The following is a 13875-nucleotide window of genomic DNA, read 5'->3' on the forward strand; positions in this document are numbered from 1 at the left end:
CCGGCTTCGACATCCTGTTCTTCTGGGACGCTCGCATGATGATGCAGGGGCTGCACTTCATGCAGGACGTGCCGTTCCGCACGCTCTACCTCCACGGCCTCGTCCGCGCCGCGGACGGCGCGAAGATGTCGAAGTCGAAGGGCAACACCGTCGACCCGCTCGGCCTGATCGACCGCTACGGCGCCGACGCGCTGCGCTTCTTCATGGCGGCGATGGAAAGCCAGGGCCGCGACATCAAGATGGATGAGAAGCGGGTCGAGGGCTATCGCAACTTCGCGACGAAGTTGTGGAACGCCAGCCGCTTCGCGCAGGCGAACGGCATCGGCGGGTCCGACACGCTCGAACCGCCGCCCGCGACACTGGCCGTCAACAAATGGATCGTGGCGGAGACGGTCGCGTGCGTGCAGGCTGTCGACCTCGCGCTCGCCGACCTGCGCTTCGATGCCGCCGCGAACGCCATCTACCAGTTCGTCTGGAGCCGCTTCTGCGACTGGTATCTGGAACTCATCAAGGGCGCGATCGACGACGAGACGAAGGCGGTCGCGGGCTGGGTCCTGGACCAGATCCTCGTCCTGCTCCACCCCTTCATGCCCTTCATCACCGAGGAATTGTGGCACGCCCTCGCATCCCGCGAGCACGACCTGATCGTCGGCCGCTGGCCGCAACCCGACGCCCGCGCGCTCGATCCGGCGGCGCAGGCGGAGGTCGCGCGGCTGATCGACCTGATCGAGGCGGTCCGCACCGCGCGCGCCGAACTGAACGTGCCGCCGGGCGCGAAGATCGCGCTGCACACAGGCGCCGGCACCGTTCCCGCCACGATCGCGCCCTATGTCGAACGGCTCGCGCGCGTGACCGTCACGCCGGGCGAGGCGCAGGGCGCGCGCGCGCCGATCCTGTGGGGCGCGGAAACCTTCGCGCTGGCGCTCGACGGCGTGATCGACCTCGACGCCGAACGCACCCGCCTGTCGAAGGCGCAGGCGGCGGCGGAGAAGGAGCGCGATGCGCTGGCCGGACGCCTCAACAACGCCAGCTTCGTCGAACGCGCGAAGCCGGAAGCGGTGGAAAAGGCGCGCGCCGACCATGCGGAGAAGGCGGCGGATGCCGACCGGTTCGCCGCGGCGCTGGCACGGTTGGGGTAAGGTCGCCGAGCCGGAGCCCCGCGCTTCGTCATGCCGGGCTTGTCCCGGCATCCACGTTGCCGAGAACGGAAACCTTCCTGATCCTGCCGCACGCTGGTGGGAAACGATCCGCGCTCCCCACCAAGCCCATTTGTGCTCCCGCGAAGGCGGGAGCCCAGACTGGGTACCCGCCTTCGCGGGTACACAGGGCCGCGGTTAGGGGCTCCGCGCGACGTCCGCTTCCGAACGGAGCAAATCCGGTCGACGATTGCCCGCATCGCCAAACCCCTGTCCTACGCCCCGTCCCCTGTGGCAGAGCGAAGCCGAACCCACGAGACGGAGCCGGCGCGCATGTTGGACGAAACCACGCCGGCGCCTCAACATTCGCAACATTCGCAACATTCGCAACATTCGCGCGACACGCACGCCGGGCAGCGCGACCTGACGACCGGGCCGATCGGCGCGACGCTGATCGCCTTCGCGCTGCCGACGCTGGGGTCGAACATCCTGCAATCGCTGAACGGCTCGATCAACACGATCTGGGTCGGCCGCTTCCTGGGCGAGGATGCGCTGGCGGCGACCAGCAACGCCAATATCATCATGTTCCTGATGTTCGGCCTCGTGTTCGGCTTCGGCATGGCCGCGACGATCATGGTGGGACAGGCGTGGGGGCGGCACGACGTCGACGCGGCGAAGCGCGCGTTCGGCTCCGCGATCGGGCTGGTGCTGGTCGCCTCGGTCGTGACCGCGATCGCGGGATGGGTGTTCGCGCCAGAGATCCTGCGCGCGCTCGCTACGCCGGGGCGGGCGTATGACGAGGCGCTGGCGTATCTGCGCGTCATCTTCCTCGGCCTGCCCGCGTCGATGCTGCTGGTGCTGATGTTCATGGGGCTGCGCGGGATCGGCGATTCGCTGACGCCCTTGTGGTTCATGGGGTTGTCGGTGGTGCTCGATTCGACGCTGAACCCGGTCTTCATCCTCGGCCTCGGCCCCGCGCCCGAACTGGGCATCGCAGGGTCCGCGACCGCGACGCTCGTCGCCAACGTCGTCGCCTGCGGCGCGCTGATCCTCTACATCCGCGTCCGCGACCTGCCGCTGTCGCTGACCGGGGCGGAGGTGCGCTACATCGTCCCCTCCGCCGCGCTGGCGCGGACGATCACCGCGAAGGGGCTGCCGATCGGCGCGCAGATGCTGGTCATTTCGGGCGCGGGGCTGGCGATGGTCGGGCTGGTCAACCGCAACGGCGTCGACACCACCGCGGCGTACGGCATCACGCAGCAGATCTGGACCTATATCCAGATGCCCGCGATGGCGATCGGCGCGGCGGTCAGCGCGATGGCGGCACAGAATATCGGCGCGGGGCGTTGGGACCGCGTCGGGCGCATCACGCGCGCGGGCCTGTTCCTGAACGTCGCGATCACCGGCGCGACCGTCGCCATCGCGCTGCTGTTCGACCGCGCATTGCTGTCGCTGTTCGTGCCGGCGGACAGCGCGGTGCTGCCGATCGCGCGGCACATCAACGTCATCGCCACCTGGGGCTTCATCCTCTTCGGGGGCACGATGATCCTGTTCGGCGTCGTGCGCGCCAACGGCGCGGTGTGGGGCCCGCTGGCGATCCTGTTCCTCGCGATGTTTCCGGTGCGGCTGGGGATCGCGCTTCTGCTCCGCCCGATGCTGGGCGTCGACGCCCTGTGGTGGAGCTTTCCCGCCGGGTCGGCGGCGACGGTCGGTCTGGCCGCGCTCTATTATCGGTTCGGCGGATGGCGGAAGGGCGCGCTGCTGGCGCCCGATTCGCATTGCGAGGAGCGCAGCCATGCGGATATCGAACCGGCCGGGACGGTGAAGCCCGTGGGGTAGGGTGTTACAGCGGCGGGCGCACGGGCTCCTCGCGCGGCGCGATGACCTCGATCACCGCCGCGGCGATCTTGGCGGTGATCGGGGTGTGCGCCAGAACCTCGCCGTCGATCGAGATCGGCAGCCGCGGGATGGTGTCGACGTTGATGGAGGTGCCCGCGAAGCTGACCGTGTCGTGGTGCCGCTCGGGCCGCCCGAAGAAGCTGGCGGCCCAGTTCTTGACCAGTCCGCGCTTGTAGCGGTTCACCACCGCCTGCACGACGATCTTCCCCGAATCCACCGCCGCCTCGTCCACCAGCCAGGTGCCGCCGTGATACGGACCGTTGGAGATGCGGACCTCCACGACGCGCATCCGCTTTTCGCCCGATCCGTCGTCGACGATCAGCGTGAACGGCTCGAACGACGCGAACTGGTACGTGGCCCAGGCGAGATAGCCGACCTTGCCCAGCACCTTCTTCAGATTGTGCGGCACCGTCTCCGCGATCTGCGGGCTCAGCCCCATGGCGGCGCAATTGGCGAAATAATCCTTGTCGATCATGCCCAGGTCGATGCGCTTGGGCGCGCCGGTGCGCAGCACCTCGAACGCCCCGTCGATATCCATCGGAATGCCGAGCGTGCGGCAGAAGCTGTTGGCGGTGCCCAGCGGCAGGACGCCCAGCATCACGTCATGCCCGACCAGCAGGTCGACCAGCCCGCTGACCGTCCCGTCGCCGCCGCCCAGGATGATGAGGTCGGGCTTCTTCGCCAATGCCTGCCTCACCGTGCGATCCAGGTGCTTCGGGTCGTCGACCGCATGCGCCTCCACCTCGTACGGCAAGGTGGCGACGCGCTCGCACGCGCGCTTGAACAGCTTGCGTCCCTTGCGCGACTTGGCGTTGACGATCAGCGCGGCGGTCTTGATCCGGTCCATCCGCGCGCAACGCACGAGCGACGGTTTCGCCCCCGTAACGCTTGCGCCCCCGATGCGATTGTCGGAAAGCCCGTGGATGCACGCCGCCTTCCCCGCCCTTCGCCTGCGCCGCACGCGCGCCGCGCCGTGGAGCCGCCGGCTCCACGCCGAAACCGTCCTGACGCCCGCGGACCTGATCTGGCCGCTGTTCGTGACGTCGGGGCAGGGGGTGGAGGAGCCGATCGCGACGCTGCCGCACGTGTCGCGCTGGTCGGTCGACCTGGTCGTCGCGCGCGCGAAGGAAGCACGCGACCTCGGCATCCCGTGCCTGGCGCTGTTCCCCAACACGCCGCGGGAGAAGCGCAGCGACGACGGGATGGAGGCGCTGGATCCCGATAACCTGATGTGCCGCGCGATCCGCGCGATCAAGGACGCGGTGCCCGACATCGGCGTGCTGACCGACGTCGCGCTCGACCCCTATACCGCGCACGGCCACGACGGCCTGATCGACGCGGCGGGCTACGTCATGAACGATGCGACGGTGGACGTCCTGGTCGGGCAGGCGCTGAACCAGGCGCGCGCGGGCGCGGACGTGATCGCGCCCAGCGACATGATGGACGGCCGCGTCGGCACCATCCGCGCCGCGCTGGAGGCGGATGGGCACCATAATGTGCAGATCATGGCCTATGCCGCCAAATACGCCTCGGCCTTCTACGGCCCGTTCCGCGACGCCGTGGGGTCGCGCGGGCTGCTGAAGGGCGACAAGACGACGTACCAGATGGACCCCGCCAATGCGGAGGAGGCGCTGCGCGAGGTCGCGCTGGACCTGGCGGAGGGTGCCGACAGCGTGATGGTGAAGCCGGGCCTGCCGTATCTCGACATCGTGCGCCGGGTGAAGGACGCGTTCGCGGTGCCGGTGTTCGCGTATCAGGTGTCGGGCGAATATGCGATGGTCGAGGCGGCGGTGGCCGCGGGCGCGGCGGACCGCGACGCCATGGTGCTGGAGACGCTGCTGGCGTTCAAGCGCGCGGGCTGTTCGGGCGTGCTGACCTATCACGCGGCGCACGCGGCGCGGTTGCTGGGACGGTGATCGAGACGGCGCGACTGGTGCTGCGCCCGCCCGTCGCGGCGGATCGCCCCGCGCTGTTCGCGATGTGGGCGGACCCGGTCGCGATGGCGGATCTGGGCCCGGTGAAGACGCCCGCGGAGGGGGAGGCGGTGCTTGCGCGCCACGCGGGCTACGCCCCGCTCGGGTTCCTGGCGGTCACGCGTCGCGGCGACGGCGCCACCGTGGGGCACGTCGGGCTGAAACCCGGTGCGGCGGGCACGCCGGTCGACGGGCGGCTGGAGATCGGCTGGGCGATCGTGCGCGCATGCTGGGGGCTGGGGTACGCGCGGGAGGCGGCGGCGGCGGCGCTCGACTGGGCCTGGGCCAATCGACCCGACGATGCGGTGTACGCCATCACCGCCCGCCGCAACGCGCGCAGCCGCATGCTGATGGAACGGTTGGGGATGCGGTACCTGCCCGACCTGGATTTCCGGCACCCCGCCAACGCGGACGACGACCCGCTGGGCGACGGCGTGACGTACCGGATCGGGCGGCCGTGAGGACCATACCCACCTCGTGTCCCGGCGACGGCGGGGCTCCCGCCCTTGCGGGCGCACCAGCCCGGTGCCGCTTGCGATGATCGGGACCCGCCGCTTGATCCTGCGCCGCTGGCGCGATGCCGATGTCGCGCCGTTCCACGCCATGGGGCAGGACGTCGAGGTCATGCGCTACCTGGGCCCGCCATCGACGATCGAGCGATGCCGGGCCATCGTGGCGGAGCAGAATGCGATCGCCGACGACTACGGCCGCTGCTTCTGGGCGATCGAGCGGCGCGAGGACGGCGTGTTCCTCGGCTTTTGCGGTGTGGAGCCCGGTCCGGCGGGGACGGCGATCGCGGACCTGCCCGAGATCGGCTGGCGCCTCGCGCGCGCGGCCTGGGGGCACGGCTACGCCACCGAGGCGGCGCAGGCCGCGCTGGCGGCGGAATGGCAACGCGGCGTTAACCACGTCCACGCCATCACCGTCCCCGCCAACACGCGCAGCCGCGCGGTCATGGAGCGGCTGGGCATGGCGCACGATCCGGACGGCGACTTCGATCATCCCGCGCTGGCGCCGGGCGATCCGTTGCGCCGCCACGTCCTCTATCGCATCGCGAGGCCCGCTTGACCGTTTCCGCGCCGAAGGGCGGCCGCACCCTGTTCGCGGTCACGATCCTGACGGGGTCGTTCCTGCTGTTCCTGGTCCAGCCGATGATCGCGCGGATCGCGCTGCCCCGGCTGGGCGGGGCGCCCGCGGTGTGGAATTCCGCGATGCTGGTGTATCAGGCGCTGCTGCTCGGCGGCTACGCCTACGCCCATTTCCTGACCCGGCTGGCGCCGCGGCGGCAGGGGCGGGTGCATCTGGCGGTGCTGGCGATCGCGTGCCTGTTCCTGCCGATCGGCCTGTCCGACCGCGTCCTGCCCGCCGGGGCGGAACCCGCCTTGTGGGTGCCGTACCTGTTCGCGCTGTCGATCGGGCCGTTGTTCTTCGCCGTGTCGGCGCAGGCGCCGCTGATGCAGCGCTGGTTCGCGATCGCGCGGCCGGGGGCGGATCCCTATCCCCTGTACGCCGCGTCGAACCTGGGCAGTTTCGCGGGGCTGCTGGCCTTCCCCCTGCTGGTCGAGCCGTTGATGACGGTCACGCACCAGCGCTGGCTGTGGAGCGCCGGATATGTCGCGCTGATCGCGCTCGTCGTCGCATGCACCACGCGTCTTCCCGCCGATCATGTCGCCGCGGTGGAGACGCCGACCGATGCGGCGCCGTCGCGCGGGCGGATCGCGATGTGGATCCTCCTGGGCTTCGTCCCGTCGGGCATGATGCTGGCGACGTCGACCTTCATCAGCACGGACCTGCTGGCGATGCCGTTGATCTGGGTCCTGCCGCTCGCGCTGTACCTGCTGAGCTTCTCGGTCGCCTTCGCCGCCGATCGCGCGCTGGCGGATACGCTGACGCGTGTCGCGCCGATCACGATCCTGATGTTCGGCGGCATCATGATGGGCGGGTTCAACCCCACCCCCTGGCTCAGCGTCGTGCTGGCGCTGATCCTGCTGTTCATGCTGTCGGTGGCGCTGCACACCGCCTTGTACCGCATCCGGCCGGAGCCTGCGCGGCTGACGGGCTTCTACCTCGCCATGTCGACCGGCGGCGCCCTGGGCGGCGTGTTCGCGGGGTTGATCGCGCCGGTCGTGTTCGACTGGACGTGGGAATATCCCATCCTGATCCTCGCCGCGGGCGCGCTGGTCCCGCAGATGTTCCTGACGCAGGGGCTGCGCGACCTGTGGAGCCGTCCCGGATCGCGCATCGCGGCGCTGGCGGTCGCGGTGCTGGTGCTGCTGTCCGTCGTCGTCGTCACCGCCGCGTCGTCGGGCGGGCTGCGCGCGTCGCACTATACGGTCACGTCCTTCATCCTGATCGCGGGGATCGGCCTCGTCACGGTCGGCGCGCGCTTGCCCTACCTGCTGGTGCTGACGACCTCGCTGCTGCTGTTCGGCGGCCTGCGCTCGCTGTCGCTGACGTTCGAGGACGGGGCGCGGACCCGCAGCTATTTCGGCGTCTACACGATCCTGATCGAATCCGGACGGCGCATGCTGGTCCACGGCACGACGATCCACGGGCTGCAACTGACCGGAACGCCGGAGCGCGAACGGACGCCGACGACCTATTACACCCCCGGGTCCGGCGTCGGCCACGTCCTGCGCGACGCGCCCGCGCTGTACGGGCCGGCGGCGCGCATCGGGATCGTGGGGCTGGGGACCGGGACCCTGGCCTGCTATCGGGAGATGCGGCAGCGCTGGCGCTTCTACGAAATCGATCCCGCGATGGTCGATCTGGCGCGGAACGGGCGCTTCACCTTCCTGCGCGATTGCCAGCCCGATGCCGACGTCGTGATCGGCGACGCGCGATTGTCGCTCGAACGGCAGGGGGCCGATACGCTGGACGTGCTGGCGCTCGACGCCTTCTCGTCCGACGCGGTGCCGATGCACCTGCTGACGCGCGAGGCGTTCGCGGTGTACGGCCGCGTCCTGCAACGCCGCGGGTTGCTGGCGGTCCACATCTCGAACCGCTTCATCGACCTGGCGCCCGTCGTCGCCACCGCCGCGCGCGAGGGCGGCTGGCAGGCCATGGTCCTGAACCACACGCCCTCGATCCTGGAACGCGATACCTCGCGCTCGTCATGGATCGTGATGTCGCGCGATCCGGAGGCGTTCGCCACGGTCCAGCTGGACGGCGCCGACTGGAAACCGCTGCGCACTCCGCGCGATTTCGGCGGGTGGAGCGACGATTACGCGACGATCCTGCCGCTGCTGAAATGGTAGCCCCGCCCCTTCGGCAGCGTCAGTGCGCCGCGCCGCGCATCTTCGCCACCTGATGCACCACGGCGGCGATCGCGCTGCCGACGACCAGCCCGACCAGGCCGTTCATGGCCGCCGCCGCGATCCACGCCAATATGCCGCCCACGCCGGGCACCGCGCCGCCGATCGCCTCCGACACGTCGTGGATCACATGCGCGGGCGCGGGCCAGCCCAGCACCTCCGCACCGTGGGTGATGATGCCGCCGCCGACCCAGATCATCGCGGCGGTGCCGATCACCGCCAGCGCGCTCATCAGCACGGGCACGCCCTTCACCAGTCCGCGCCCGATCGCCTGCGCGACGCTCGACCGTCGTTCCGCCAGGTGCAGGCCGATGTCGTCCGCCTTCACGATCAGCGCCACGGTGCCGTACACGCCCGCGGTGATCGCCACCGCCACCACCAGCAGCGTCGCCGCCTGCGTCAGGATCGGCCGGTCCGCCACCTCCGCCAGCGCGATCGCCATGATCTCCGCCGACAGGATGAAATCGGTGCGGACGGCGCCCGAAACCTTCTCCTGCTCCAGCGCGACCGGATCGGTGGTGGTGACCTCCGCCTCCTTGTGCCCGTGCCCGGTCACGACCTCGATCACCTTCTCCGCGCCCTCGAAGCACAGATAGGCGCCGCCGATCATCAGCAACGGGGTGACCGCCCAGGGCGCGAACGCGCTGAGCAGCAGCGCGGCGGGAAGGAGGAAGAGGACCTTGTTCTTGATCGATCCCAGCGCGATCTTGCCGATGATCGGCAGTTCGCGCTGCGGCGACAGGCCGACGACGTAGCGCGGGGTGACCGCGGTATCGTCCACCACCACGCCCGCGGCCTTCACCCCCGCCTTCGTCGCCGCAGCCCCGACGTCGTCGAGGCTCGCCGCGGCGAGGCGGGTCAGGCCCGCGATGTCGTCAAGAAGCGCGACCAGTCCGCCTGCCATGTTGTGCGATCCCCAATATGTCCTGCCGCCCGAGCGACGTCGAAGGCCATGCCCCGAAGCATGTGTTTCGACCATGCTCGGCACGAACGGACGTCTGCGCCGTCAGTCCGCCAGCCCGATCCCGATCGACGCGCGCGCCGCCTCCGATTCGTTCGACGCCACCGGATAGGCGCAATAGTCCGCGGCGTAATAGGCGCTGGGACGATGATTGCCCGACCAACCGATGCCGCCGAACGGCAGCGACGAGGACGCGCCGTTGGTGGGTTTGTTCCAGTTGACGATGCCGGCGCGGATATTGGCCCAGAAACGGTCGTACAGGGCGGGCGTCTGGCTGACGAGCGAGGCGGACAGGCCGTAGCGGGTGTCGTTGGCATGCGCGATCGCGGCGTCGAAATCGTCGGTCCGGATCACCTGCAACAACGGCCCGAACAATTCGATGTCGGGCCGGTCGGTCAGGTCGGTGACGTCGATGATGCCCGGCGTCAGGAACGGCCGCGACGGATCGGGCCGCGCCATGTGGCGCAGCGGCCGCCCGCCCTTCATCATCAGCGCCAGAAAGCTTTCGCTGAGGCCGTCGGCGGTCTCGTTGTCGATCACCGGGCCCATGAACGGCTGCGGATCGTCGTGCGGCGCGCCGACGATCAGGCGTCCGGCCAGCTTCACGACCTCCTCCAGCAGCGGGGCGGCGATCCGTTCCTCGACGATCAGCCGCCGTGCCGCGGTGCACCGCTGCCCCGCGGTGGTGAAGGCGGACTGGATCACCAGCATCGCGGCGACGTGCAGGTCGGGGGTGTCCCACACGATGATGGGATTGTTGCCCCCCATCTCCAGCGCCAGGATCTTCTCCGGCTTCTCGGCGAAGGCGCGGTTCAGCGCGATACCCGTGCGTGCGGAGCCGGTGAACAGCAATCCGTCGATCCCGTCGTGCGCCGCCAGCGCGCGCCCTTCCGCCACGCCGCCGACGACCAGCCGCACGGCCTCCTCCGGCACGCCCGCCGCGTGATAGCAATCGACCAGGAACGCGCCCGACGCGGGCGTCTTTTCCGACGGCTTGAACACCACCGCATTGCCCGCGATCAGCGCGGGCACGATATGGCCGTTGGGCAGGTGCGCGGGAAAGTTGTAGGGGCCGAGGACCGCGAGGACGCCGTGCGGCTTGTGCCGCAACGCCATGCGGCTCTGCATCGGCGCCTCCATCCGGCGCTGGCCCGCGCGTTCGGAAAAGGCGCTGGCGGAGATGTCGACCTTCGCGATGACGGTCTCGACCTCGGTCCTGGCCTCCCACAGCGGCTTGCCGGTTTCGCGCGCGATGATGTCGGCGAAGGCATCGGTGCGCTGGCGCACCACGTTGGCGAAGCGGCGCATCGTCTCGATCCGATAGGCCTGCGCCTGCTGCGCCCACAGCGCGAAGCCGTCCCGCGCGGTCGCGACCTCCAGGTCCACGTCGCTGGTCGGTGCGCGCCACAGCTGCGCGCCGGTGGCGGGCTCGTAGGAGATCAGTTCCGACATGGCTCCTCTTAGCCTCCGCGCAGCAGAAAGCGGAAGGGGCTTAAGCGAGCGCCGCGCCCATCGCCCGGATCGCCGCGACCTTCGCATGGAGCGGCGTCCAGTCGTCGTCGCGGTCGATCGCCGCCCACAATCCCTCCACCTCCCCGATCGGCATCCCGCACGGCTCGCCCGCCCAGTGCGCATGGTCGCGCGCCTTGCGCGGGGCGTAGGGGGATAGGGCGGTGCGGACCTCCGCCCATTCCGGGCCGTAGGAGGCGGGAAGGTCCTGCGCGAAGGCGTCGTGGAAGAAGCGGTCGATCGACACCCCCGTCGTCCGCAACGCGCGCTCCACTAACTGCACCAGCGCGCGATCCGCCGCATCGTCGCGCCCCGTGCGTCCCAGCCGCCACAGGATCGCGCGCGCCACCGCGGGCTGGTAGTAGGTGGCGAAGCCGTCCAGCGCGGCGATCAATGGCTCCGCCTCCACCAGCGGGCGCAACGCCACGGCCAGTTGCATGACGTCCCAGTGGATCGCCTCGGGCTGGCGACCGAAGGCGTAGAGGCCGGCGTGATCGAAATAGGCGGCGGTGAAGCCGGGGTCCCACGCCTGCGCGAACCGCCACGGGCCGTAATCGAAGCTCTCGCCCGTGACGTTGATATTGTCGCTGTTCAGCACGCCGTGGACGAACCCCGCCGCCATGTAAGACGCCGCCAGCCGGGCGGTGCGTTCGACCACCAGGTCCAGCAGCCGCACCGGATCGTCGCTCGCCTCGCCGTACAGCCGGTCGAGGACGTAGCGGACCAAGGCGCGCAGCCCGTCCTCGTCGCGATGATAGGCCAGCCGCTGGAACGTCCCGATCCTGACGTGCGAGTGCGACAGCCGGACCAGCACCGCGGACCGCGTCGGCGACGGCTCGTCCCCCCGCTCCAGCGCCTCGCCCGTCTCCACCAGCGACAGCGTGCGCGAGGTGCGGACGCCCAGCGCCTCCAGCATCTCGGTCGCCAGTATCTCGCGCATCCCGCCCTTCAGCGTCAGGCGACCGTCGCCCGCCCGGCTCCACGGCGTCGTCCCCGACCCCTTCGTGCCCAGGTCCATCAACCGCCCTTGGCGATCGCGCATCTGCGCGAAGGTGAAGCCACGCCCGTCGCCGAGGTCCGGGTTGTAGGTGCGGAACTGATGCCCGTGATAGCGCAGCGCCAGCGGCCCCGGCAGCGTGCCGGGCAGGGGGGCGAAGCGCGCGAAATGCGCGATCCATTCGCGGTCGTCCAGCGTGTCCAGCCCCACCTCCCGCCCCGCGCGGTCGTTGCGGAAGCGCAGCCGGGTTTCGGGAAAGTCCGCCGCCGCGACGGGATCGTAGAAACCGTCCCCCAGCGAAAGAAGGTCGGTGGCGGGGCGATACGCTTGCGGGTGGACGGGCATGCGTCGATATGGGGGCGGCGACGGGCGAGGTACAAGAATGGCCGCAGAGCCGAACGAACGGCGGGCGAAGGCGTGGGACGATCTGTACTGGTGGTCGTCCGACGGCGTCCGTCTGCACGCCCGCGATCATCCCGGCACCTTGGGCGCGCTGCCCGTCCTGTGCTTCCCGGGCCTGACCCGCAACGCGCGCGATTACGCCGCGGTCGCGCAGCGGCTGTCGCCGCGCCACCGCGTCCTGTCGGTCGAATTCCGCGGCCGCGGCGACAGCGGCTATGCGAAGGACCCGATGACCTACGTCCCGCTGACCTATGCGCAGGACGTCATGAAATTGCTGGACGAGGCGGGGATCGACCGCTTCGTCGCGATCGGCACCTCGCTGGGCGGCATCGTCACGATGCTGCTCGCGGGCCTCGCGCCGGGCCGGATCGCGGGCGCGGTGCTGAACGACGTCGGGCCGGAGATCGAGCCCGCCGGGCTGGGCCGGATCCGCGGCTATGTCGGCAAGTCGAGCAGCTTCCCGACCTGGATGCACGCCGCGCACGGGATGCGGGAGGCGAACGGGGATGTGTATCCCGACTGGGGGATCGAGGACTGGCTGGCGATGGCGAAGCGGCTGTACCGTCTGAACGGCGCGGGTCGCATCGTGCTCGACTACGACCTGAAGATCGCGGAACCGTTCCGCCTGCCGGGGCAGGAGACGGGGCCGGACATGTGGGGCGCGCTGGCGCTGCTGGCGGCGGTGCCCGTGCTGGTCGTGCGCGGCGCGCGGTCCGACATCCTGTCGGGCACCACCGCGGACCGCATGGCGCAGGTGCTGCCGCACGGGGAGGTCGTGACCGTCGCGGGCGTCGGCCATGCGCCCACGCTGGACGAACCCGCGGTCCGCCCCGCGATCGATCGCCTGCTGACGCGCGCGGCGGAACCCGCAAGGTAGCGGCGCGTCTGCCTTCTTCCCGCGTACCGGCAGGAAGATATCGCATGAACGACGCATCGGACGCCCATACGAAGATCCTGTCGCTGAAGGGCCGCCGCGCGATCGTGACCGGCGGCTCGACCGGTATCGGCCGCGCGATCGCGGTGTTGCTGGCGGCCGAGGGCGCGCGCGTCTTCGTCGGCGGTACCGATCGCGCGCACCTGGACGATGCGCTGGCCCGCATCCGCGAGGTCGGGGAGGGGGACGGCGCCCTGTTCGACCTGTCGGTCGAGGACAATGTCCCGCGCTTCCTGGATGCCGCGCACGCCGCGATGGGCGGATACGACATCGCCATCGCGAATGCGGCGGAGGGCGCGCCGGGCCTGTCCGAAACCGACGAGGCAGGCCTGCGCCACACGGTGTCGCTCAATTTCACGCACTATCTTCTGGTCGCGCAGGCGGCGGCGAAGGCGCTGGGCGATGCGGGCGACATCGTCCTGATCGGGTCGATGAGCGCCTATGCGCTGGGGCCGCATTCGACCGTCTACGCCGGGATCAAGCACGGCTTGCAGGGCTTCTCGATCGCGCTGCGCCGCGAACTGGGGCCGAAGGGTATCCGCGTCGCGCTAGTCGAGCCCGGCCTGACCGGCAGCGACATGCAATTGCCCGACATCCCGCCCGAAAAGCAGCGCGCGATGATCGCGAAGGACGAGATGCTGCGCGCGGAGGATATCGCGGTGGGCGTCCATTTCCTGCTGACCCAGCCGCGCCGCGCGGTGATCCAGCGGCTGACGATCGCGCCGCGGATGCAGGACGGGGAATGACGCG

The 13875-nt window shown here is 70.2% G+C and carries 12 protein-coding genes; 8 read left to right on the plus strand and 4 right to left on the minus strand.

Annotated features, from left to right (window positions below):
* On the plus strand, positions 1-1139 hold a 1139-nt coding region (locus tag ASG29_RS17060), incomplete at its 5' end, for a class I tRNA ligase family protein (protein ID WP_162242962.1).
* A gap of 330 nt (positions 1140-1469) precedes the next feature.
* Positions 1470-2975 carry an MATE family efflux transporter gene (locus tag ASG29_RS11010; protein WP_082516073.1) on the plus strand — a complete coding sequence of 502 codons (1506 nt, stop codon included), beginning with the start codon at positions 1470-1472 and terminating at the stop codon, positions 2973-2975.
* A gap of 4 nt (positions 2976-2979) precedes the next feature.
* Here the strand turns inward: ASG29_RS11010 and ASG29_RS11015 are convergent, their stop codons facing one another.
* Positions 2980-3882 (minus strand): diacylglycerol/lipid kinase family protein, encoded by a 903-nt coding sequence (locus tag ASG29_RS11015; protein WP_055983669.1) that lies wholly within the window; start codon positions 3880-3882, stop codon positions 2980-2982.
* A gap of 76 nt (positions 3883-3958) precedes the next feature.
* Here ASG29_RS11015 and hemB point away from each other — a divergent pair, with 76 nt between their 5' ends.
* From hemB to ASG29_RS11035, 4 genes are all read left to right on the plus strand, one after another.
* Positions 3959-4951, plus strand: coding sequence for a porphobilinogen synthase (gene hemB, locus ASG29_RS11020; protein ID WP_055985471.1), 993 nt, complete (start codon positions 3959-3961; stop codon positions 4949-4951).
* On the plus strand, positions 4948-5469 hold the full coding sequence (locus ASG29_RS11025; protein ID WP_055983671.1) for a GNAT family N-acetyltransferase: 522 nt from the start codon (positions 4948-4950) through the stop codon (positions 5467-5469). The genes hemB and ASG29_RS11025 overlap by 4 nt, the downstream gene beginning before the upstream one ends.
* A gap of 76 nt (positions 5470-5545) precedes the next feature.
* A complete protein-coding gene (locus tag ASG29_RS11030; RefSeq protein WP_055983673.1) occupies positions 5546-6076 on the plus strand; it encodes a GNAT family N-acetyltransferase in 531 nt (176 codons plus the stop codon).
* Positions 6073-8265, plus strand: a complete 2193-nt coding sequence (locus ASG29_RS11035) for a fused MFS/spermidine synthase (protein ID WP_055983675.1) — start codon at positions 6073-6075, stop codon at positions 8263-8265. The genes ASG29_RS11030 and ASG29_RS11035 overlap by 4 nt, the downstream gene beginning before the upstream one ends.
* A gap of 19 nt (positions 8266-8284) precedes the next feature.
* Here ASG29_RS11035 and ASG29_RS11040 read toward each other — a convergent pair whose 3' ends face one another.
* The 3 genes from ASG29_RS11040 to ASG29_RS11050 all read right to left on the minus strand — a co-directional run bounded on the left by ASG29_RS11040 (position 8285) and on the right by ASG29_RS11050 (position 12134).
* On the minus strand, positions 8285-9226 hold the full coding sequence (locus tag ASG29_RS11040) for a DUF808 domain-containing protein (RefSeq protein WP_055983677.1): 942 nt from the start codon (positions 9224-9226) through the stop codon (positions 8285-8287).
* A 102-nt stretch (positions 9227-9328) separates the two neighbouring features.
* On the minus strand, positions 9329-10735 hold the full coding sequence (gene astD / locus ASG29_RS11045) for a succinylglutamate-semialdehyde dehydrogenase (protein WP_055983678.1): 1407 nt from the start codon (positions 10733-10735) through the stop codon (positions 9329-9331).
* A 40-nt stretch (positions 10736-10775) separates the two neighbouring features.
* Positions 10776-12134 (minus strand): protein adenylyltransferase SelO family protein, encoded by a 1359-nt coding sequence (locus ASG29_RS11050; protein WP_055983680.1) that lies wholly within the window; start codon positions 12132-12134, stop codon positions 10776-10778.
* Positions 12135-12171: 37 nt separating this feature from the next.
* On the opposite strand from ASG29_RS11050, the gene ASG29_RS11055 reads away from it, so the two are divergent.
* Positions 12172-13068 carry an alpha/beta fold hydrolase gene (locus tag ASG29_RS11055; RefSeq protein ID WP_055983682.1) on the plus strand — a complete coding sequence of 299 codons (897 nt, stop codon included), beginning with the start codon at positions 12172-12174 and terminating at the stop codon, positions 13066-13068.
* A 44-nt stretch (positions 13069-13112) separates the two neighbouring features.
* On the plus strand, positions 13113-13871 hold the full coding sequence (locus tag ASG29_RS11060) for an SDR family oxidoreductase (protein WP_055983685.1): 759 nt from the start codon (positions 13113-13115) through the stop codon (positions 13869-13871).
* The last annotated feature ends 4 nt before the right edge of the window (positions 13872-13875 follow it).

Origin of the sequence: Sphingomonas sp. Leaf412, from assembly GCF_001425405.1 — a bacterium.
In the GTDB taxonomy this organism is placed as follows: domain Bacteria; phylum Pseudomonadota; class Alphaproteobacteria; order Sphingomonadales; family Sphingomonadaceae; genus Sphingomonas.

Excerpts from the sequence above, each read along its gene's own strand:
- ASG29_RS11010 (WP_082516073.1), top strand. The coding sequence starts at position 1,470 with ATGTTGGACGAAACCACGCCGGCGCCTCAACATTCGCAACATTCGCAA.
- ASG29_RS11015 (WP_055983669.1), bottom strand. The coding sequence starts at position 3,882 with ATGGACCGGATCAAGACCGCCGCGCTGATCGTCAACGCCAAGTCGCGC.
- hemB (WP_055985471.1), top strand. The coding sequence starts at position 3,959 with ATGCACGCCGCCTTCCCCGCCCTTCGCCTGCGCCGCACGCGCGCCGCG.
- ASG29_RS11030 (WP_055983673.1), top strand. The coding sequence starts at position 5,546 with ATGATCGGGACCCGCCGCTTGATCCTGCGCCGCTGGCGCGATGCCGAT.
- ASG29_RS11040 (WP_055983677.1), bottom strand. The coding sequence starts at position 9,226 with ATGGCAGGCGGACTGGTCGCGCTTCTTGACGACATCGCGGGCCTGACC.
- astD (WP_055983678.1), bottom strand. The coding sequence starts at position 10,735 with ATGTCGGAACTGATCTCCTACGAGCCCGCCACCGGCGCGCAGCTGTGG.
- ASG29_RS11050 (WP_055983680.1), bottom strand. The coding sequence starts at position 12,134 with ATGCCCGTCCACCCGCAAGCGTATCGCCCCGCCACCGACCTTCTTTCG.
- ASG29_RS11055 (WP_055983682.1), top strand. The coding sequence starts at position 12,172 with ATGGCCGCAGAGCCGAACGAACGGCGGGCGAAGGCGTGGGACGATCTG.
- ASG29_RS11060 (WP_055983685.1), top strand. The coding sequence starts at position 13,113 with ATGAACGACGCATCGGACGCCCATACGAAGATCCTGTCGCTGAAGGGC.